An 18,986-nucleotide genomic window follows, 5' to 3' on the forward strand; every position below is an offset into this window, starting at 1 on the left:
TGCGGGAAGCTTTGACCGAAACGCCGTCTGAAACAGTTGAAAAAGTGGAAGAACACCTTGAAGCGGCAAAAGAAACGGCCGTTGAAACCGTCAGCGAGGCTGTTGAACAGGTTCAAGAAGCCGTTGCCGTGATGCCGTCTGAAGCGGCCGAGGCTGCTGAAGAAGCAGCAGAACAGGCTGAGGCGGCAAAAGAAACGGCCGTTGAAACCGTCAGCGAGGCTGTTGAACAGGTTCAAGAAACCGTTGCCGAGATGCCGTCTGAAATAGCTGAGGCTGCTGAAGAAGCAGCAGAACAGGCAGAAGCGGTCAAAGAAGAAGCTGTTGAAGCAGTTAGCGAGACTGTCGAGCAAGCTCAAGAAGCCGTTTCGGAAACACCGGTTGAAGCCCCTGCTCCGGTGGAAGAGCCCAAGCTCAGTTGGGCCGCACGTTTGAAACAAGGCTTGACCAAATCACGCGACAAAATGGCAAAATCGTTGGCCGGCGTGTTCGGCGGCGGACAAATTGACGAGGATTTGTACGAAGAGCTGGAAACCGTGCTGATTACCAGCGATATGGGCATGGAAGCCACCGAATACTTGATGAAAGATGTGCGCGACCGTGTCAGCCTCAAAGGCCTCAAAGACGGCAACGAATTGCGCGGCGCGCTGAAAGATGCGCTGTACGACTTGATTAAGCCTCTGGAAAAACCTTTGGTCTTGCCGGAAATCAAGGAGCCTTTCGTGATTATGCTTGCCGGTATCAACGGCGCAGGCAAAACCACATCTATCGGCAAACTCGCCAAATACTTCCAAGCGCAGGGCAAATCTGTGCTGTTGGCGGCAGGCGATACTTTCCGCGCCGCCGCGCGTGAGCAGCTTCAAGCTTGGGGCGAACGCAACAATGTAACCGTGATTTCGCAAACTACGGGTGATTCCGCCGCCGTTTGCTTCGATGCCGTCCAAGCCGCGAAAGCGCGCGGTATCGACATTGTGCTGGCCGATACTGCCGGCCGCCTGCCGACGCAGCTTCATTTGATGGAAGAAATCAAAAAAGTGAAACGCGTGTTGCAAAAAGCCATGCCGGATGCGCCACATGAAATCATTGTCGTGCTTGATGCCAATATTGGTCAAAACGCCGTCAACCAAGTGAAAGCCTTTGACGAAGCGCTGGGTCTGACCGGCCTGATCGTCACCAAGCTCGACGGTACGGCTAAAGGTGGTATCCTTGCCGCTCTTGCCTCTGACCGTCCAATTCCTGTCCGCTACATCGGCGTAGGCGAAGGCATCGACGATTTGCGTCCATTTAATGCCAAAGCGTTTGTAGATGCCCTATTGGATTAAACGGACAGGCTGAGGCTTGTCAATGCAGTTTGCGGGGGGGGTTCTGAGCCGTATTTTGAAAGACTCTGCATTCAGTTGATACCAGCCAAACAGGCTGTTAAAAAGGCCGTCTGAAACTTAAAATCAGGTTTCAGACGGCCTTTATTTTATTTGCAGGTTTAGTTTTTCCGTGCAGTAACAAACTCGGCCAGTTGGCGCAGGCGCAGGGCTTTGCCGCCGAATGGCTCGATCAGGGCAACGGCTTCTGCAATCAGCGTTTCTGCGTAAGTGCGCGCGGCGTGCAGGCCCATCAGTTTGACGTAGGTCGGTTTGTCGTTGTCCGAGTCTTTGCCGGCGGTTTTGCCCAAGGTGGCGGTATCGGCTTCGCAGTCCAATACATCGTCGATCACTTGGAAAGCCAGGCCCAATTTGGCGGCGTAGCGGTCTAAGGTTTGGATTTGCGCCGGTGTTAAGTCCGGGCAGGAAAGTGCGCCTAAGGCCACGGCCGCGCGGATGAGTGCGCCGGTCTTGAGGCTGTGCATCTGTTCCAATTCGGCCTGATTCATGGCTTTGCCGACATTGGCCAGGTCGATGGCTTGTCCGCCCGCCATGCCGAGGCTGCCGGATGCCTGGGCCAGCGTGGACAACATGGCAAGCTGGCGTTCGGCAGGCAGGCCTGTCGGACGGCTCAGTACATCAAAGGCTTGGGTTTGCAGCGCATCGCCGACCAAAAGGGCGGTGGCTTCGTCGTATTGCACATGGCAGGTCGGTTTGCCGCGGCGCAGGCTGTCGTTGTCCATCGCCGGCATATCGTCGTGAACCAGTGAATAGACGTGCACCATTTCAATGGCCGCCATCGCCTGCTCGACGGCATTTTGGTTTGCTTCGCCCAATTCGGACGCGGCAAGCACCAAGAGTGGGCGCAGCCGTTTGCCGCCGCCGAGGGTAACGTAACGCATGGCTTCGTGCAGCGTGTGCGGCACTTGGTTTTCAGACGGCAAGAAATGCGCCAGCAGCAATTCGGTTTGCGCTTGGGCTTTTTGCTGCCATGTTTTGAGTTCATTCGCCGGGTTCAAGGTTCAACTCCTTCAGTTTGCCGGCATCCAAAACTTGCAGTTTCTGCTCGACTTCCGCCAATTTGGTTTGGCAGTATCTGACCAATTCGTTGCCTTCCTGATAGGCGGCCAGGGCGTCTTCTAGCGGCATTTCGCTGCTTTGCATGGCCTGGGTCAGGGTTTCGAGGCGGGATAAGGCTTCTTCAAAGGATTGGGGGGCGTTTTTTTTCATGGTTTGAAATGATGGGCAGAAAAGGGAATTGTAGCATTTTTAGATGATGAAGACCGTCTGAACGGGGATGAAAACGAAATCAAAGATTTCTGTTTCTTTGTTCAGACGGCCTTTTTTCAAACTAAATAACGTTATCAGCCCGGTAAAACGGCTTTTTGATAGTTGAGCGCGATAAACTGCTTCTCGGCATCCAATTCAGTGATTTTGAACAATGCCTGCGATTTGGGCAGCGCGTCAAACGGAATACCGGTCGCGCGCGTTACCAGCGGCAGCCCCTCAATGCGGACGATGTCTTCTTTGAGGATGGTAGCCGTCAACTCGCTCGTTCCTTGCTGTTGCAGGTACACGAGGCTCCAGTAGGCTTCCATTTGGCGTTGGAAGTCGGCGTAGGCTGTATAGGCGGCATCGAAGTCGCGCAGCGCGGCAAAAAGCTCGGCATCGCTGTTTTGATACAGCGGCTCGGCCGTGTCGTCAATCAGGCTGATCAGCTGTTTTTGGTTGATGTAGTCGGCGGCGCGGCGCAGCGGCGAGGTAAACCAGCCGTAATGCTGCACGCCCATGCCGATGTGCGGTTCGGATTTGGTGCTCATGCGCACTTTGCCTGCCGGTTGGACGCGGAAAAGGCCGGGCAGCTCGTTTTCGTCCAGCATTTGCGCCCAAGTGCTGTTGGCAAGAATCATCATCTCGCTGACCAGCGTATCGATGGGCGAACCGCGTTCGCGGCGGACAACGGATACGTTGCCTTCTTCATCCAATTCGATGCTGTAATCGTATTGCGGCGCACGGTCGGGTTCGTATTTGCCGCGCGCTTTTTGCAGGGCGATGGCGAATTGATAGAACCAAATCAGGTCTTGATGGTGGGCAAACATCATTTCGCCTGCTTCGTCCAAGCCGGTTTCGGCGTTGAAATGCGGCTCAATGGCTTGAATGCGCAGGTTTTCGGCGATGTTGACCGCTTCGATTTTGCAGGTTGACTCGCCGACGTTGAACTCGCTGTCCACATCGAAATAAATGCTGACGGCAGGGCGGTACGCACCCGCATCAAGGCTGAACGCGGCAATCCAGTTTTCGGGCAGCATGGTGATTTTGCCGCCGGGGAAATAGACCGTGCTCAAGCGTTCCATGATGTTTTTTTCCATTTTGTCGCCCGGTTTAACGGCAAGCGACGGCGCGGCGATGTGGATGCCGACGCGCTTCATGCCATTGCCCAAGTCGGTCAGGCTCAAGGCATCATCGACTTCGGTGGTCGATTCGTCATCAATGGAAAAGGCGGTAACGTCAGCCTTGGGCAAGTCGGGCATTTCAGGAAGCGGAAGGTCGGGGAAGCCTGTTCCTTTGGGGAAGTATTTGATTTCAAACCCGTCTTGCAGGTATTGGGGAATGGACGTAATGCCGCCCGTTTTTTTCGCCAATTCATAGGCGGAGGTTTTCAGCGCATCGGCGGCTTTGGTAAAGGCTTTGTAGGTCAGCGACTGCTTGTCGGGCGCGTGCAGGATGGTTTTCAAATCCGCCGCGATTTCAGACGGCATCTCGCCGCGTTTCAAGGCTTCTGCCCAAGCGTCGATTTGCGCGTCTTGCTGTTTTTTGCGTTCGATGGCGGCAAGCGCTTGTTTCAAAGTTTCTTCGGGCGCGGCTTTGAATACGCCTTTGGCTTTTTTGTAGAAATACATCGGCGCGGCGTACAGCGCAATCAAAGTTGCCGCCAGCTCGGTTTTGGTCGGTGCATGGCCGAAATATTCTTCGGCAATCGCCTCAGCGGTAAATTCCTCTTCGCCGCATACTTCCCACAATAAATCGGTGTCGATGTCCGCCGCCTGCGCCTGCGCGTTCTCTAAAAACGCCGCCATATCGCCGTCAAATTCGGCAAAGACATTATTTGCCTTCACTTTGGTGCGTTTGCCGTGTTGGGTATCGACTTGGTAGGTGGCGTCGTTTTTTTGGACGATGGAGGCAACTTTGAATTGGCCGGACTCTTCGTAAAAGATATTCATTTTTTTAGGATTTTATGATTTGTAGGAAACGCGTGATTTTAGCAGATTTGCACAAGAAAGGCCGTCTGAAAAACATACTTTCAGACGGCCTGTCAAAACGGCGGATGATTAATACTGATATGCTGCCAGTTTGCGTTTGATTTCAGGCAGGGCGGCGCGTGCGGCCTGTTCGCCCAATTGGATGGCGCGTTGTTTTTGGTCGAAACCGCCAACCGAACCCAGCTCCAAAACCTGCGGTTTGATGACCACATTGGCTTGGCCCAATTCTTGGTGTAAGGCGGTTTGGCTCATCACGTTGAAGGTTTGGTCAAGATAGGAGAACATACCTTGGCTGACGTTTTTGGCCGGACGGGCGGAAATATCGACGGCAATGATGAAGTTTGCGCCCAGTTTTTTCGCCGCGCTGACCGGTACGGGCTGTGACAGGCCGCCGTCCACATATTTGCGGCTGCCGATAACGACAGGTTGGAACACGTTCGGAATCGAAGCAGAAGCGCGGACGGCCTGTCCGGCATTGCCTACGTTGAACACCACCGGTTTGCCGCTTTCAAAATCGGTCGCAACGGCGGCAAATTTGATGGGGAACTGCTGCATCGGGCGGTTGCCGACTTTGCGGTTGATGTAGTTTTGCAGTTTTTCGCCTTTGATAAAGCCGCTGGTGGACAAGGTCAAATCCACCAAATCGGTTTTACCCAAAATTTCCGCTTCCAATTCGAGGCGGTCGGGCGACATTCCCGAAGCGTACATACTGCCGACAATCGAGCCTGCGGATGTGCCGGTAACGATTTTGATCGGAATATTGTTTTCTTTCAAAACCTTAATAATCCCAATATGGGCAAAGCCTTTGGATGCGCCGCCACCCAAAGCCAGCGCAACCGTGGCTTTCGGTTTGGGTGCAGGATGCGAAACCGTATTTTGACCCTGCGTAGAAGGTTTGGATTGCGGCGCGTTGCCGCTTGGACAGGCAGCCAATACCAAGACGGACGAAGCGGCTAAAAACGTTTTGAATGTGGAAAAAAGTTTATTCATGTTCAGACAGCCTTTAATATGTCGAAAGAGTTATTTTACTCTGAAATTAAGTCGAAAGGCCGTCTGAAATCAGGTTTCAGACGGCCTTTTAAATCCGGCTTAAGCCAATTCGAGCTGTTTTTCCAAGCTTTCGACCAGTTGATCGTCCAAATTCAAAGCTTGGGATAAACGGCTCAGGAACACAATTTCCTTGCGCGACAAGTCCGCGCAGACCAATCGGGCCGCCAGATAAGTTTCGGCTGCCAAAGCCTCGTTGCTGCCGACAGAAGCGGCAATTTGTTCGATAGAGGCCGGTTGTGCATATTCCGCCTGCAGCCATGCCGCCGTTTCCGCATCGCTGCCGCTTTCACGCTCAATGGCCGCGCGTTCCGCATCGTCAATCAGGCCGTCTGAAGCCGCCGCCGCAATCATCGTTTGCAAAATCACACGGCTGTGGTTTTCACCAATCAGGCCGGCAGGTTGGAACGCACTTTGCGGCAATTCGTCCTGCTGCTGGTTTTGTTTCCAGTTTTGATAGCCTTTATAAGCCAGAAAACCCAAAGCAGCGACCGAGCCGGCCTTGACCAGCTTCTTTGCGTTTTTCTTTTTCAACAGCATCGATGCCAAAGCACCCGTCAGCGCGCCGCCACCGAAAGAATTGAGCGGGCTGTCCGCCACCACTTTGCCGCCTTTTTGAGCCGCACCCAAAACCTGATTGAGCAACTGACTGAAATCCATAAAAAAATCTCCTGAAAACCAATATATTGCAAATATAGAGTAGAAACACCCAAAAACCAAGCCAAAGAAAGTTAAAAGGTGCAAACAAGTTTTCAGACGGCCATAGCCGACTTTCGGTACAATCACACCATTCCAAACAATAAACCCCATCATGACCGATACCGCCCAAATCATTACCAGCTATGGCCGCCGCTATATTGTCCGCACCCCTGACGGCCAAACATATGACGCCACCACCCGCAAAAAACGCGTCGATTTCGCCTGCGGCGACCAAGTCCGCATCAGCCCCATCAACGGCGAACAAGTCGTGATTGAAGACTATCTCCCGCGCGAAAGCCTGCTCTACCGCCAAGACGCGTGGAAAACCAAACTGATTGCCGCCAACGTTACCCAACTGCTCATCGTAACCGCCGCCAGCCCCTCACCCAGCGAAGCCCTGTTGCAACGCGCCCTCCTCGCAGCCGAAGCGGCCGGCATTAACGCCGTCATCGTCCTCAACAAAGCCGACCTCCCCGAAACTGCCCAATGGCGCGAGAAACTCAAATTCTACGAAACCCTCGGCTACCCCGTGGTCGAAACCAACGCATTGGAAAACGCCGACATCCTGCGTCCCATTTTAGAAGGGCAAACCAACATCCTGCTCGGACAAAGCGGCATGGGCAAGTCCACCCTGACCAACGCCCTACTCGGCAACCAAGCCGCCCGAACCGGCGACATTTCCACCGCGCTCGACTCCGGCAAACACACCACCACCCACGCCCAACTGTACGATTTAAACACAGAAACCCGACTCATCGATTCCCCCGGCCTGCAAGAATTCGGCCTGCACCATCTCCAAGCTGCCGATTTATTACAATACTTCCCCGACCTGCGCCACCTTATCGGCCAGTGCCGTTTCCACAACTGCACCCACCGCGCCGAACCCGGCTGCGCCGTCAAAGCCGCTGCCGAATCAGGCGAAGCCAAACCCGAGCGTATTGAGTTTCTGCAACGCGTTACCGATGAATTGTTAAGATAAAGATTGAACGGAAACTAAGCGTTTGGATAAATAAAAAGGCCGTCTGAAACTTTCAGACGGCCTTTTGTTGAAGTATAACCAAATTTACCTTTCAACCGGCACTGCTGCCTTAGCGGGAAAGAGAAGGTGCTTTTCGTGGCGGATTGATCATGAGAAGAACGGCTTCTTCAATTTGTTTGTCCCCCCGATCATGGAGTTCTACCGGAAACTTCAGACGCAACACTGTAATAATAGCGCCAACCGATAAGCCTGCATCATTAAGCAACTCAATTTCTTTAAGTACCGGAGCGGAAAGGTTTAACATGGTTTCTCCTTATGGTTTGGCTAAGCCTTAGCCCACTTTATCCCCGGGCTGTGCGCCCGCATCGACATCGAGGAGCTTCAGTTTGCCCTCTGCCGTGGCGGCGGAGAGGATCATGCCTTCGGATACGCCGAATTTTGCCATTTTGCGCGGGGCGAAGTTGGCGACGGCGATGACCATGCGGCCGTTCAATTCGGCAGGGTTGGGATAAGACGCGGCGATGCCGGAGAAGATGATGCGTTTTTCAAAACCGAAATCGAGGTCGAATTTTAGGAGTTTGGTGCTGCCTTCAACGGCTTCGCAGTTCAATACTTTGGCGACGCGTATGTCGATTTTCATAAAGTCGTCAAAGCTCGCTTGTTCGGCAACTTTTTCGTATTTACTTTCTTCGGCGGCAGGCGCGGCTGCGGCAGCGATGCTTTGTTTGTTGGCTTCGATCAAATCGTCCACTTGTTTTTGCTCCACTCGTTGCATTAAATGTTCGTATTTGTTGATGGCGTGTTCGCCCAAGGTTTCGCGTGTATTTGCCCAAGTGATGGCTTCCAAATTCAGGAATTTGGCGGCGTTTTCGGCCACTTTCGGCAATACGGGGGCGAGGTAGGCGGTCAGCATGGTAAAGGCGTTGATGAGTTCGCTGCATACTTCGTGCAGGCGTTCGTCTTGGCCTTCTTGTTTCGCCAATTCCCAAGGTTTGTTGGCATCAACGTATTCGTTGACAATGTCCGCCAAGGCCATGATGTCGCGCAGGGCGCGGGCGTATTCGCGGTTTTCGTATTGCTCGGCAATGTTGTCGCTTTCGGCGGCGAGTTTTGCCAGCAATGCGCTGCCTGAAACGTCTTTCAGACGACCTTCAAAGCGTTTGGCGATGAAACCTGATGCGCGGGCGGCGATGTTGACGTATTTGCCGACGAGGTCGCTGTTGACGCGACTGATAAAGTCTTGCAGGTTCAAATCGATGTCTTCGATTTTGCTGTTGAGTTTTGCGGCGATGTAGTAGCGCATCCACTCGGGGTTCAGGCCTTGTTCCAGATAGGATTTGGCGGTGATGAAGGTGCCGCGCGATTTGGACATTTTTTGTCCGTCCACGGTCAAAAAGCCGTGTGCGTACACGCCGGTCGGGGCGCGGTGGCCGGAGAAATGCAGCATGGCGGGCCAGAACAGGGCGTGGAAATAGAGGATGTCTTTGCCGATGAAGTGGTACATCTCGGTTTGGCTGTCGGCTTTGAAGTATTCGTCAAAATCAATGCCGATGCGGTCGCACAGGTTTTTAAACGAGGCCATGTAGCCGACGGGCGCATCCAGCCAAACGTAGAAATATTTGCCCGGCGCGTCGGGGATTTCGAAACCGAAATACGGCGCGTCGCGGGAGATGTCCCAGTCGGACAGGGTGGTTTCTTCGCCTTCGCCCAGCCATTCTTTCATTTTGTTGAGGGCTTCTGGTTGCAGATGGGGCTTGCCGTCGTGCGGGTTGTTGCCGGAAGTCCATGCTTTGAGGAAGTCGGCGCATTCGCCCAGTTTGAAGAAGAAGTGTTCGGATTCGCGCAATTCGGGTTTGGCACCGGATACCGCGGAATACGGGTTGATCAGTTCGGTCGGGGAATAGGTCGTGCCGCAGACTTCGCAGTTGTCGCCGTATTGGTCTTGGGCGTGGCATTTCGGGCATTCGCCTTTGACGAAGCGGTCGGGCAGGAACATTTGTTTTTCAGGGTCGAAAAGCTGCTCGATGACGCGGCTCTCAATCTTGCCGTTGGCTTTCAGCGCGCGGTAAATGTCTTGGGAAAACTGTTTGTTTTCAGGGGAATGGGTGCTGTAATAATTGTCGTAGCCGATGAAAAAACCGGTGAAGTCGGCGAGGTGCTCTTCGCGCACTTTGGCAATCATGTCTTCGGGCGCGATGCCTTGTTTTTGCGCGGCAAGCATCACGGGCGTGCCGTGGGTGTCGTCGGCGCAGCAGTAGTAGCATTCGTGGCCGCGCAGTTTTTGAAAGCGCACCCAAACGTCGGTTTGGATGTGTTCGACCATGTGGCCGAGGTGGATGCTGCCGTTGGCATAGGGCAGCGCGGAAGTGACAAGGATTTTGCGTGTCATGGTTTGTGCTTTTAAAAACAATGGATAAAGATGTTGGGAATTATACCGCAAAACAATACGCAAAGGCCGTCTGAAACCCGATTGCCGGTGTTTCAGACGGCCTTTTATTTATCGGCTGCGTATGGGATTAACCGCGTACGCGTTCGATTTTTGCGCCTACGCCGCCGAGTTTTTTCTCGATGTATTCATAGCCGCGGTCGAGGTGGTAGATGCGTTCAACGATGGTTTCGCCTTCTGCGACCAAACCGGCCATGACGAGGCTGGCGGAGGCGCGCAGGTCGGTTGCCATCACGACGGCGCCGGAGAGTTTTTCCACGCCTTTGATGTAGGCGGTGTTGCCTTCGGTGGTGATGTCTGCGCCCATGCGGTTGAGTTCGGGAACGTGCATGAAGCGGTTTTCAAAAATGGTTTCCACCACGCGGCTGCTGCCTTCGGCAATGGCGTTCATGGCCATAAACTGCGCCTGCATGTCGGTTGGGAAGCCTGGGTGGACGACGGTGCGGATGTCCACGGCTTTGGGGCGTTGCTGCATGTCGATGGAAATCCAGTTGTCGCCTGCTTCGATGATGGCGCCTGCTTCGGTCAGTTTGTTTAGCACGACTTCCATGGTTTTTGGGGCGGCATTGCGCAGGACGACTTTGCCGCCGGTCATGGCGACGGCGCAGAGGAAGGTACCGGCTTCAATACGGTCGGGAACGACGCTGTGTTCGCAGCCGTGCAGTTCTTTTACGCCTTCGATGGTCATGGTTGCTGTACCGATGCCGCTGATTTTTGCACCCATTTTGACGAGGCATTCGGCCAAATCGACGACTTCGGGCTCGATGGCGCAGTTTTCGAGGATGGTGGTGCCTTCGGCAAGCGTGGCCGCCATCAGCAGGTTTTCGGTACCGCCTACGGTCACGACGTCCATGGTGACGCGCGTGCCTTTCAGACGGCCTTTGGCTTTGACGTAACCGTGTTCGATGGTGATTTCCGCCCCCATGGTTTCGAGACCTTTGAGGTGTTGGTCAACCGGGCGCGAACCGATGGCGCAGCCGCCGGGCAGGCTGACTTGGGCTTCGCCGAAGCGGGCGAGGGTCGGGCCCAAAACCAAGATGGATGCGCGCATGGTTTTCACCAGCTCATAAGGTGCGCAGGTGTTGTTGACTGTGCCGCCGTTGATTTCAAATTCGGAAATGTTGTCGGTCAAAACACGTGCGCCCATGCCTTGCAGCAGTTTTTGAGTGGTTTTGACGTCGGCGAGCATGGGTACGTTTTTCAGGCGTAAAGTGCCGGAAGTCAGCAGACCAGCACACATCAGCGGCAGGGCGGCGTTTTTCGCGCCGGATACGGTGATTTCGCCGTTGAGGGGGCCGTTGGCAGAGATTTTGAGTTTGTCCACAGGATGTCTTTCGTTATTTGTCTGCACGGTTTATGCCGCACAAATGAAATGAGATGGGTAATAAACCATCAATTATAAGGGATTATGCCCTTGCTGTTAGATTTGGCAGTATTAAATTTTCACAAGGTTTGTTTACGTTGCGAAAGGATAAGATTTCAGGCCGTCTGAATGGTTCAGACGGCCTGTTTGCCAAGGCTTATTTTTTGGCTTTGAAGCCTAAAAGGTGTTGCGTGGTGGCCAGCCATGCGCCGAATACGCCCAGCGCGATGACGAAGCCGAATACCAGCGACACTTCGCTAAATGTGAAGAAACGCCAGCCGATGTTCAGACCGTAGGGTTTGAAAATCGCGTCCACCAGCGGCCGTACTTCGGCCAAAAGCCAAGCCGACAAGCCCAGGCTGACGGCGGCGGAGAAAATACTCTGCCACATTGCCTGATAAAGGAAAGGACGGCGGATGAAGGAAGCGGGCGCACCCAAAAGCTTGGTGATTTCCAGCTCTTCCTTACGGCTGAGGATTTGCAGGCGGATGGTGTTGTGTGCCACTAAGACAAAGGCCATGCCCAATGTCAGCGAGAGGAACCACAAAATCTTGCGGATAAATTCGTTAATACGATAAAGGGTTTGTACCCATTCCGTATCCATGGTTGCCGATTCGACGCGCGGCAGCTTGGTAATGTCTTTATAGATGGCCTGCATCTGATTCGGCGAAGTGGCAGGGTCGGGCGTAACGATAAAGACGTCGGGCAACGGGTTGCCATCGAGCATGGAAACGAGGTTTTGGTCGAGATTGGTCTGCAATTCTTCCAAACCTTCCTGCTTGCTGATAAAGCGGACTTTATCGATACGGCTGTCGCGTTGGAGCAGGTTTTTCACCGTATCGGCATCAGAACTTGCCGCATCGGTGTCCATATAAACCGTAATCTGTGGCGATTCGTTAAGTTTGCCCAACACGCTTTGTCCGCTTTGGATACCCAAATACATAAACAGCGGCAAGGTCATGGCAACGGCAAGCATGAACAGGGTCAGCAACGTGCCGATGGGTTGGCGCAGAAGTTCTTTGAGTGCGGCGCGCGCCGATTCGACGTGTAACGAGATGTAGTGAATCATACTCATGCGAGGCGTCCTTTCTGCAGGCGCAAGACGCGGTGGCCGTAATCCGCCATCAGCGTTTCATCGTGCGCCGCAACAATCACGGTCGTGCCTGCTTCATGGAAGGTTTTAAACAATTCCATAATATCCAGCGCGTAGGCGCGGTCGAGACTGGCGGATGGCTCGTCGGCAATCAGCAGGCTGGGTTGGTGAACCACTGCGCGCGCGATGCACAAACGCTGCTGTTCGCCGCCGGACAAAGTGATGGGCATATCGTTTTCGCGGCCTTTCAAGCCGACTTTCTCAATCGCAATACGCGCACGCTCTTCCGCTTTGCGCGGCTGGTAGCCGCCAATCCGCAAAGGCAGGATAACGTTTTGCAAGACATTGCGGTCGTAGAGGATTTTGTGGTCTTGGAAGACAATGCCGATATGTTGGCGCATAAAGCCGATCTGATTGTCGCTCAAGGTGCCGAGGTCTTGGTTGTTGAACCAAACCTTGCCTTTGGTAGGCTTGGTAATGCCTGAAATCAGCTTCAAAATGGTGGATTTGCCCGAGCCCGAATGGCCGGCGATAAAAATCATCTCACCTTTGTTAATCTGGAAACTGACATTTTTCAGGGCTTCGAAACCGCCGGGATAGGTTTTGGAAACTTGTTCGAAACGGATCATGGGTTTTCCTGAAAATAGGGTTTCAGACGGCCGGTATCATCGATAGGGCAACATGCCGTCTGAAAAAATGGGGATATTCACAGATTATAAATATTTCGGCTGCTTTTTGATAGTGAAACCCCGGTTCTGCCGGCGGATACACTGCCGGTTTGCAACACAAAGCAATATGGTTTGAAATAAAGGCCGTCTGAACGATTGGGTTTCAGACGGCCTCGGTATCAGCGCAGGTTAAGTACCCTATCCGCTGTTTTATTTACATTTGGTTTTGGCCAAATTCACGGCGGCGGTCAGGCTTTTTTCGTTGACTTCGCCGGTGATGGTTTGTTTGTAGCCGCATTTCGGCGCTTCGACGACAGTGAAAGGCAATACGCCGACGTTGTTGCCGTGGGCTTTCATGAAGTTGCGGCTGTTGGCGCCGGTGTAACGCCAAATCGGATAGCTGACCGGCGTTTGTTTCAGGAATTTGCCGATATTGTCGGTCGTATCCAGTGCGATGCCGACCATATCGACGCTGCCTTTTTTCTGCGCTTTGTACCATGCGGACATGGCAGGCATTTCTTTACGGCAGGGGCCGCACCAGGTTGCCCAAAGGTTGACCACGCGCACGGGGGCTTTGAGCGATTCCAGGCTTTGCGGTTTGTTGTCCTGCCAACCTGCCGTTTCGTCGGCGGCAAAGGCTGGCGCAGCGGTAAAAACGGCGGCGGACAAGAGAAGGGCGGTTAAGGCTTTCATGGTTGTATCCTTGAGGTTGCCAATCGAAATTGGGTTTATTGTAAAACGGTTTGGTGGGTATGCCTACCGATTCATATCAAGAGATCAGGTAAAAAGTTTGAGTAAAAATCAGTTGCAGACGATAATAACCGCCATCATTGAATGATTTTGCAATAATACGGAGAATTTCATGCCGTCTGAATTCACACTTTATCACAATCCGCGTTGCAGCAAATCGCGTGCCGCGCTGGCTTTGCTCGAAGAAAAAGGCGTTGCCGCCGACGTGGTCAAATATCTGGATACCGCGCCCGATTTGGCGACTTTGCAGGATATGTTTGCCAAACTCGGCATCGAATCGGTGCGCGGCATGATGCGCACGAAAGACGATTTGTACAAAGAATTGGGTTTGGACAATCCCGATTTGGACAATGCTGCCCTGCTTCAGGCAATCGCCGAACACCCCGCCCTGCTCGAGCGTCCCGTTTTGGTAACGCCTACGCGCGCAGCCATCGGCCGTCCGTTGGAAAACATTGCCGCCCTACTCGGCTGATAGGGTTGGATAAGGCCGTCTGAAGATGATTTCCCTGCTTAAAAGCCGCAATGGCTTGCGATACTACCTGTTTCGCGGCCTTGCTTTGAGCGTTTTGCTGGTGTGCGGTATTTTTTTGAGCGGCACATGGCAGATTTACCGGACAGGTTCGCACACCTTGCCGAAGGACGCTCATGCCGATGCGGCGGTGGTGTTGGGTGCGGCGGCGTGGGACAAACGCCCGTCGCCGGTATTCCGTGAGCGCATCAACCACGCCATCACGCTCTACCAAAGCCATCGGGTCGGCAAAATCATTTTCACCGGCGGCACGCCCAAAAAAGGATTCATGACCGAAGCCGAAGTGGGGCGCCGATACGCGCTCAAGCAGGGCATACCGGCGCACAATATCCTGTTTGAAAACACATCGCGCAACACTTACGAAAACCTGCGCAATATCGTCCCCATCATGCACGCCAACGGAGTCGGCAGCATTATCGTTGTCAGCGACCCGTATCATTTGGCGCGCGCCGAAGAAATGGCCGCCGATTTGGGCTTGTCGGACGCGCAGTTCTCCGCCACCCCGACCACGCGCTTTGACGAGCGCAACAAGAAAGCCAAGTTTCTGATGCAGGAGAGCTATTCTTTGTTTCTCTACCGTATCGGCAAATGGAGCGATGCGGTTTGGAATTGGATAGGTGGTTGAGCTTTCGGTAATCCATGTAAAAGGCCGTCTGAAGCCTTTTAGGTTTCAGACGGCCTAAATGTATTCTTACTTATTGATATTGATTTGCAGCTACACTGCCAAATAAGACTACAGCCAGTACCAGATAAATTACCATTACGATGGCAAACAGAATCAAGGCAGCCTTGAAATAATTAGCTTTATTCGGATTGGTGTTTGAACCGAATGCCCATACAAGCATCATAACTATATTGACCAGCGGAATCATCATAATCAAGTTTGTTATCAACCATTCTTTGACGCTTACAATTGGAGCCTGTTGATGGCCGATTTGGTTTTGTTCAGTCATATCTTGTCCAATACATTAAATAAAAAGAATAATAATTATACATAATAAAGCCTTATTAGTATAGCATACATATTCAGACGGCCTGAGCCTATGATTTTTGCAGCCGCTATTTCAATTGGATGTAAAACGTACCGTCCGGCACGACGGGCAGGTATTTGCGGTAGAAGTCCAGATAGGTCTTGTTTGGGTCTATGTCGGCAAACTGCTGCGGATACAGGGTTTTGGCGATAAATTGCGCGCTGGCCAAATCGGCGAGCGAGCGGGAGGCGGTGTGGTAGATGCCGTAAACGCGTTTGTTTTTGACGGCAGGAATGTCTGCCCAGCCTTTGCGTTTGACAAATCCGGCCAGGCGGCGTTGCGCATCGGCCTGGCTGATGCCTATGCCCATCGCCATAATGTCAGGCTTGTCTTTATGGCCGTTTTCCGTCCCCGAAATGACGATGACGTCGGGTTTGGCCGTCAGGAATTTTTCAGGGTTTACCGGTCCCCAGTTTTTAACGTAAGGCGCGGCGATATTGTTGCCGCCTGCTGTGTCGGCAATCGCGCCCCACATATCTTTGCCGAAGGTGTAGCTGTATTCGGACGGGCCTTTGTCGCCGAACTCGATATAGATTTTCGGTTTGGACTGCTTGGCGCGCGCGACGCGTTTTTGGATGTCGGCAATGCCTCGGGCGTATTCGGCGGCAATTTTTTGGGCGCGCGCCTGCGTACCGTTGAGTTCACCGAAAATTTCCGCACTGCGCGTGTGCCGCGCGACGGTTTCGGCGTTGAAATCGACCACGACGACGGGTATGCCTGCCGCTTTAATGCGCGGCAGGTGGGTGGCGATGGCCTTATACTGCCAGTCGGCCAGAATCAATACGTCCGGCTTGAGCGCGAGCGTTTTCTCCAGTGAAAACGTGCCGGTGTTGATGTTGCCGATGTCCGCAATGTTTTGCAGCGTAGGCAGCTTCTGTTTGAACATAGCCCAGCTGCCGGGATTGAATTTCTCCCAAAACTCACGCGAAATGCCGATGACGTTTTTAAATTTGTCCGCGCCCGTTACCGCGATATAGTCGGGATAGTAAAACGCCAAAACCGCGCGTTTGACAGGGACATCGACTTTGACTTCGCGTCCCAATACGTCTTTGATAGTTTTGATTTCGGCTTGGGCAAAAAGGGGCAGGAGGGCGAGGGCGGTAAATAAAGCGCGTTTGTTCATGAGCGGATACTTTCAAAGAAATAATTATCATTTGTCTTGTTTTCGGGAGAAAAGTTCCCAAACGGTCCTTCTGCGCCGACATTATTTTCAGACGGCCTTTTGTTCGTTGTTTAAACCACGCCGAAAAAGTAAAATAACCGTTTTAAAAGATTTTGGAGCCATCATGACCGTCAAAACCCGTTTCGCCCCCAGCCCAACCGGCTACCTGCACATCGGCGGCGTACGCACCGCGCTGTTCTCATGGGCGTTTGCCCGCCATCATAAAGGCGAATTCTTATTGCGTATTGAAGACACCGACTTGGCGCGCTCTACTGCCGAATCCGTCAACATCATCCTCGACGGCATGAAATGGGTCGGCCTTGATTACGACAACGCCGACAACGTCGTTTACCAAACCCGCCGTTTCGACCGCTATAAAGAAGTCATTGCCGAACTTTTAGAAAAAGGCCATGCCTACTACTGCTATTGCAGCAAAGAAGAGCTGGAAGCCATGCGCGAGAAAGCCGAAAAAGAAGGCACGGCGACTTACGATCGCCGCTGGCGCCCTGAAGAAGGCAAAACCCTGCCCGAAATCCCTGCCGACGTGCAACCCGTTGTCCGTTTCAAAACGCCTTTGGACGGCGTAACCAAATGGACGGACTTGGTCAAAGGCGAAATCTCTATTCCCAACGAAGCGCTCGACGACCTGATTATTGCCCGCGCCGACGGCACACCGACCTACAACTTCTGCGTTGTCGTGGATGACTACGACATGGGCGTTACCCACGTTATCCGCGGCGACGACCATGTGAACAATACCCCGAAACAAATCAACATCTTAAAAGCCATTGGCGCCACCCTACCCGAATACGGCCACTTGCCCATGATTCTTAACGAGCAAGGCAAAAAAATCTCCAAACGCAGCGGCGATACCGTTGCCATTACCGATTTCGGCGCAATGGGCATCCTGCCCGAAGCCATGCTCAACTATTTGGCACGCTTGGGCTGGGCGCACGGCGACGACGAATTTTTCACAATGGAACAATTCATCGAATGGTTTGATTTGAAAGACGTTTCCCCGTCTCCAAGCCGTATGGACTTGAAAAAACTCTACTGGATTAACGGCGAACACATCAAAATCACGCCTAACGACAAACTCGCCGAAATGGTGAAACCGCGCCTCGCCCTGCGCGATATCCATGAAACCAGCAAGCCCGCTTTGGAAGACGTGTTGGCATTGGTCAAAGACCGCGCCCAAGACCTGAACACCCTCGCCGACGAGTGCCTCTACTTCTATGTCAAACAAACCCCTGCCGAAGCAGACGTGCAGAAACATTGGGATGATGAAGCCGCCGCCCGTATGCTGCGCTTTGCCGAACGCCTTGAAGGTTTGGAAGACTGGACCGCCGAAGCCATCCACGACCTCTTCAAACCTTTCTGCGACGAAGAAGGCATCAAAATGGGCAAACTCGGCATGCCCCTGCGCCTCGCTGTCTGCGGTACGGCAAAAACCCCCAGCGTCGATGCCGTATTGGCTTTAATCGGCAAAGAAGAAGTGTTGAAACGGATCCGTTCGTAAGGCATGAATGATAAAAGGCCGTCTGAAATGTTTCAGACGGCCTTTTTATTTTGAACAGGATTTATTTATTCTTCTTCGTTCGGTTTGTTTTTATCTTTTTTGCGCCATAGGCCTTTAAACAATGCACCCGCTGCAACAGCACCGAAAATAATCAGTTTGCCGAATTTAGCCAGTAATGCGCCGGCTAAGGCCAATAATCCCAGTTTTTTTGCAGCGATACCGCCGACCAAGGCAGCCAGTCCGTATTCGGCCACTTTGTCGGTTGCGGCATTGAAATCGCTGTAACGCTTGCCTTCATTGAATTCGATATTGCCTAACAATTCTTGCACAATAGGTTTGTATTGATCTATGCTTTTCAAATCGGTGATCATAGTCAATTCAATATAGCCTTCGCGTCCCAGCTGGAAAGTATTGTAGTTGATGGCAGGATTGGGATCGGGTTCGTTTTTATTCAGAACGTCAATCGACCAAATCAGACGATGGGTCTTTGCATCATATTGCGGTTTTTCCACCCAGCCGCGTGTTTCCAATTCCGGCAGGTTGCGGGAGGCACGCTCTTTATTTTGTTCCTCGGTACCTTCTTTCAGCTGCTCGAGCATGGCCTCAACATCCCATTCTTTGGCATCATCGTCTTTGATGTAGCCGGAATCGGTAAAGGTTAGGTCTACCATCCAATTAGTATCACCGTCCTCGTTTTCCGACTCGGGGAGAATCAGGCCGTAGCGGTTGGGATCTGTGGCGTTGCCTGCTTCCCTCATCATGGCGTTGGCGCGATTTTTTTTCACAAAGACCATTTTTGCAGGCAGTTTCAGTTTGGCCTGATTGCCCAAATCAACGGTTGCCGGGCCTTGGACGATCTGGTCGTCAACATAGTTTGTGGCAGAATCCGGAGCTTGTTGCGCTTCTTGCTCAGATGCCTCAACGGCAGAAGCAGTGTCAGCTTTGGCCGCAGACGCGGGTAAGGTTTGGATAGATAAGAGGGCAGCCAAAACGGCGTAGGCGAGACGGTTGCTTTTCATCATAGGGTTCTCATGAAAGAAGAATTAAAAAAAGATGCAGACAGCCGCAACACCATATGCTCCGGC

At 52.8% G+C, this 18,986-nt stretch carries 19 protein-coding genes; 5 read left to right on the forward strand and 14 right to left on the reverse strand.

All coding sequences use genetic code 11. The annotated features are described in order from the left end of the window. The first annotated feature begins 131 nt into the window (after positions 1 to 131). Positions 132 to 1,319, forward strand: coding sequence for a signal recognition particle-docking protein FtsY (ftsY, locus tag ACTHUG_RS00350; protein ID WP_440386148.1), 1,188 nt, complete (start codon positions 132 to 134; stop codon positions 1,317 to 1,319). Positions 1,320 to 1,477: 158 nt separating this feature from the next. On the opposite strand, the gene ACTHUG_RS00355 is transcribed toward ftsY, so the two are convergent. From ACTHUG_RS00355 to ACTHUG_RS00375, 5 genes are all read right to left on the reverse strand, one after another. Beyond that, positions 1,478 to 2,374: a polyprenyl synthetase family protein gene (locus ACTHUG_RS00355; protein ID WP_440385874.1), complete on the reverse strand. Its 897-nt coding sequence runs from the start codon at positions 2,372 to 2,374 to the stop codon at positions 1,478 to 1,480. Further along, entirely contained in the window at positions 2,358 to 2,585 is a 228-nt protein-coding gene (locus ACTHUG_RS00360; RefSeq protein ID WP_440385875.1) for an exodeoxyribonuclease VII small subunit, read from the reverse strand. Before ACTHUG_RS00360 ends, ACTHUG_RS00355 begins: the two co-directional genes overlap by 17 nt. 134 nt (positions 2,586 to 2,719) lie before the next feature. Further along, positions 2,720 to 4,576: a ribonuclease catalytic domain-containing protein gene (locus ACTHUG_RS00365; RefSeq protein WP_440385876.1), complete on the reverse strand. Its 1,857-nt coding sequence runs from the start codon at positions 4,574 to 4,576 to the stop codon at positions 2,720 to 2,722. Positions 4,577 to 4,684: 108 nt separating this feature from the next. Beyond that, positions 4,685 to 5,605 carry a patatin-like phospholipase family protein gene (locus ACTHUG_RS00370; protein WP_440385877.1) on the reverse strand — a complete coding sequence of 307 codons (921 nt, stop codon included), beginning with the start codon at positions 5,603 to 5,605 and terminating at the stop codon, positions 4,685 to 4,687. A gap of 99 nt (positions 5,606 to 5,704) precedes the next feature. Continuing rightward, a complete protein-coding gene (locus ACTHUG_RS00375; protein ID WP_440385878.1) occupies positions 5,705 to 6,322 on the reverse strand; it encodes a tellurite resistance TerB family protein in 618 nt (205 codons plus the stop codon). Positions 6,323 to 6,473: 151 nt separating this feature from the next. Between ACTHUG_RS00375 and rsgA the strand changes: the two genes are divergently transcribed. Further along, a complete protein-coding gene (gene rsgA / locus ACTHUG_RS00380) occupies positions 6,474 to 7,340 on the forward strand; it encodes a ribosome small subunit-dependent GTPase A (protein WP_440385879.1) in 867 nt (288 codons plus the stop codon). Positions 7,341 to 7,449: 109 nt separating this feature from the next. Here rsgA and ACTHUG_RS00385 read toward each other — a convergent pair whose 3' ends face one another. The 6 genes from ACTHUG_RS00385 to ACTHUG_RS00410 all read right to left on the reverse strand — a co-directional run bounded on the left by ACTHUG_RS00385 (position 7,450) and on the right by ACTHUG_RS00410 (position 13,603). Next, the gene (locus ACTHUG_RS00385) at positions 7,450 to 7,644 is read right to left on the reverse strand and encodes a virulence regulator (RefSeq protein WP_070460991.1); all 195 of its coding nucleotides are present in this window, start codon (positions 7,642 to 7,644) and stop codon (positions 7,450 to 7,452) included. Between the two features lie 27 nt (positions 7,645 to 7,671). Further along, positions 7,672 to 9,729, reverse strand: a complete 2,058-nt coding sequence (metG, locus tag ACTHUG_RS00390) for a methionine--tRNA ligase (RefSeq protein ID WP_440385880.1) — start codon at positions 9,727 to 9,729, stop codon at positions 7,672 to 7,674. Positions 9,730 to 9,856: 127 nt separating this feature from the next. Continuing rightward, positions 9,857 to 11,110, reverse strand: coding sequence for a UDP-N-acetylglucosamine 1-carboxyvinyltransferase (gene murA, locus ACTHUG_RS00395; protein WP_003747808.1), 1,254 nt, complete (start codon positions 11,108 to 11,110; stop codon positions 9,857 to 9,859). A 196-nt stretch (positions 11,111 to 11,306) separates the two neighbouring features. Next, a complete protein-coding gene (ftsX, locus tag ACTHUG_RS00400) occupies positions 11,307 to 12,224 on the reverse strand; it encodes a permease-like cell division protein FtsX (protein ID WP_440385881.1) in 918 nt (305 codons plus the stop codon). Continuing rightward, positions 12,221 to 12,871 (reverse strand): cell division ATP-binding protein FtsE, encoded by a 651-nt coding sequence (gene ftsE, locus ACTHUG_RS00405; RefSeq protein ID WP_004519169.1) that lies wholly within the window; start codon positions 12,869 to 12,871, stop codon positions 12,221 to 12,223. Before ftsE ends, ftsX begins: the two co-directional genes overlap by 4 nt. 249 nt (positions 12,872 to 13,120) lie before the next feature. Further along, entirely contained in the window at positions 13,121 to 13,603 is a 483-nt protein-coding gene (locus tag ACTHUG_RS00410; RefSeq protein WP_003747814.1) for a TlpA disulfide reductase family protein, read from the reverse strand. Positions 13,604 to 13,772: 169 nt separating this feature from the next. Between ACTHUG_RS00410 and arsC the strand changes: the two genes are divergently transcribed. Together arsC and ACTHUG_RS00420 are read left to right on the forward strand one after the other, a co-directional pair. After that, positions 13,773 to 14,132: an arsenate reductase (glutaredoxin) gene (gene arsC / locus ACTHUG_RS00415; RefSeq protein ID WP_004519164.1), complete on the forward strand. Its 360-nt coding sequence runs from the start codon at positions 13,773 to 13,775 to the stop codon at positions 14,130 to 14,132. Between the two features lie 25 nt (positions 14,133 to 14,157). Next, positions 14,158 to 14,814 carry a YdcF family protein gene (locus ACTHUG_RS00420; RefSeq protein ID WP_049323693.1) on the forward strand — a complete coding sequence of 219 codons (657 nt, stop codon included), beginning with the start codon at positions 14,158 to 14,160 and terminating at the stop codon, positions 14,812 to 14,814. A 70-nt stretch (positions 14,815 to 14,884) separates the two neighbouring features. On the opposite strand, the gene ACTHUG_RS00425 is transcribed toward ACTHUG_RS00420, so the two are convergent. Together ACTHUG_RS00425 and ACTHUG_RS00430 are read right to left on the reverse strand one after the other, a co-directional pair. Continuing rightward, positions 14,885 to 15,142, reverse strand: a complete 258-nt coding sequence (locus tag ACTHUG_RS00425) for a hypothetical protein (RefSeq protein WP_049333040.1) — start codon at positions 15,140 to 15,142, stop codon at positions 14,885 to 14,887. Between the two features lie 106 nt (positions 15,143 to 15,248). Then, entirely contained in the window at positions 15,249 to 16,343 is a 1,095-nt protein-coding gene (locus ACTHUG_RS00430; RefSeq protein ID WP_440366516.1) for an ABC transporter substrate-binding protein, read from the reverse strand. A gap of 163 nt (positions 16,344 to 16,506) precedes the next feature. On the opposite strand from ACTHUG_RS00430, the gene gltX reads away from it, so the two are divergent. Beyond that, the gene (gene gltX, locus ACTHUG_RS00435) at positions 16,507 to 17,901 is read left to right on the forward strand and encodes a glutamate--tRNA ligase (RefSeq protein ID WP_440385882.1); all 1,395 of its coding nucleotides are present in this window, start codon (positions 16,507 to 16,509) and stop codon (positions 17,899 to 17,901) included. 65 nt (positions 17,902 to 17,966) lie between these two features. Here the strand turns inward: gltX and ACTHUG_RS00440 are convergent, their stop codons facing one another. Next, on the reverse strand, positions 17,967 to 18,923 hold the full coding sequence (locus ACTHUG_RS00440; RefSeq protein ID WP_365990043.1) for a DUF2167 domain-containing protein: 957 nt from the start codon (positions 18,921 to 18,923) through the stop codon (positions 17,967 to 17,969). Positions 18,924 to 18,986 lie beyond the last annotated feature (63 nt).

This window comes from Neisseria sp. P0022.S009, from assembly GCF_051956675.1.
Taxonomy (GTDB): domain Bacteria; phylum Pseudomonadota; class Gammaproteobacteria; order Burkholderiales; family Neisseriaceae; genus Neisseria.

Excerpts from the sequence above, each read along its gene's own strand:
- metG (WP_440385880.1), bottom strand. The coding sequence starts at position 9,729 with ATGACACGCAAAATCCTTGTCACTTCCGCGCTGCCCTATGCCAACGGC.
- ACTHUG_RS00375 (WP_440385878.1), bottom strand. The coding sequence starts at position 6,322 with ATGGATTTCAGTCAGTTGCTCAATCAGGTTTTGGGTGCGGCTCAAAAA.
- ACTHUG_RS00420 (WP_049323693.1), top strand. The coding sequence starts at position 14,158 with ATGATTTCCCTGCTTAAAAGCCGCAATGGCTTGCGATACTACCTGTTT.
- ACTHUG_RS00410 (WP_003747814.1), bottom strand. The coding sequence starts at position 13,603 with ATGAAAGCCTTAACCGCCCTTCTCTTGTCCGCCGCCGTTTTTACCGCT.
- ftsE (WP_004519169.1), bottom strand. The coding sequence starts at position 12,871 with ATGATCCGTTTCGAACAAGTTTCCAAAACCTATCCCGGCGGTTTCGAA.
- rsgA (WP_440385879.1), top strand. The coding sequence starts at position 6,474 with ATGACCGATACCGCCCAAATCATTACCAGCTATGGCCGCCGCTATATT.
- ACTHUG_RS00440 (WP_365990043.1), bottom strand. The coding sequence starts at position 18,923 with ATGATGAAAAGCAACCGTCTCGCCTACGCCGTTTTGGCTGCCCTCTTA.
- ftsX (WP_440385881.1), bottom strand. The coding sequence starts at position 12,224 with ATGAGTATGATTCACTACATCTCGTTACACGTCGAATCGGCGCGCGCC.
- ACTHUG_RS00430 (WP_440366516.1), bottom strand. The coding sequence starts at position 16,343 with ATGAACAAACGCGCTTTATTTACCGCCCTCGCCCTCCTGCCCCTTTTT.
- ftsY (WP_440386148.1), top strand. The coding sequence starts at position 132 with ATGCCGTCTGAAGCGGCCGAGGCTGCTGAAGAAGCAGCAGAACAGGCT.
- ACTHUG_RS00370 (WP_440385877.1), bottom strand. The coding sequence starts at position 5,605 with ATGAATAAACTTTTTTCCACATTCAAAACGTTTTTAGCCGCTTCGTCC.
- arsC (WP_004519164.1), top strand. The coding sequence starts at position 13,773 with ATGCCGTCTGAATTCACACTTTATCACAATCCGCGTTGCAGCAAATCG.
- ACTHUG_RS00425 (WP_049333040.1), bottom strand. The coding sequence starts at position 15,142 with ATGACTGAACAAAACCAAATCGGCCATCAACAGGCTCCAATTGTAAGC.
- ACTHUG_RS00365 (WP_440385876.1), bottom strand. The coding sequence starts at position 4,576 with ATGAATATCTTTTACGAAGAGTCCGGCCAATTCAAAGTTGCCTCCATC.
- ACTHUG_RS00360 (WP_440385875.1), bottom strand. The coding sequence starts at position 2,585 with ATGAAAAAAAACGCCCCCCAATCCTTTGAAGAAGCCTTATCCCGCCTC.
- ACTHUG_RS00385 (WP_070460991.1), bottom strand. The coding sequence starts at position 7,644 with ATGTTAAACCTTTCCGCTCCGGTACTTAAAGAAATTGAGTTGCTTAAT.
- gltX (WP_440385882.1), top strand. The coding sequence starts at position 16,507 with ATGACCGTCAAAACCCGTTTCGCCCCCAGCCCAACCGGCTACCTGCAC.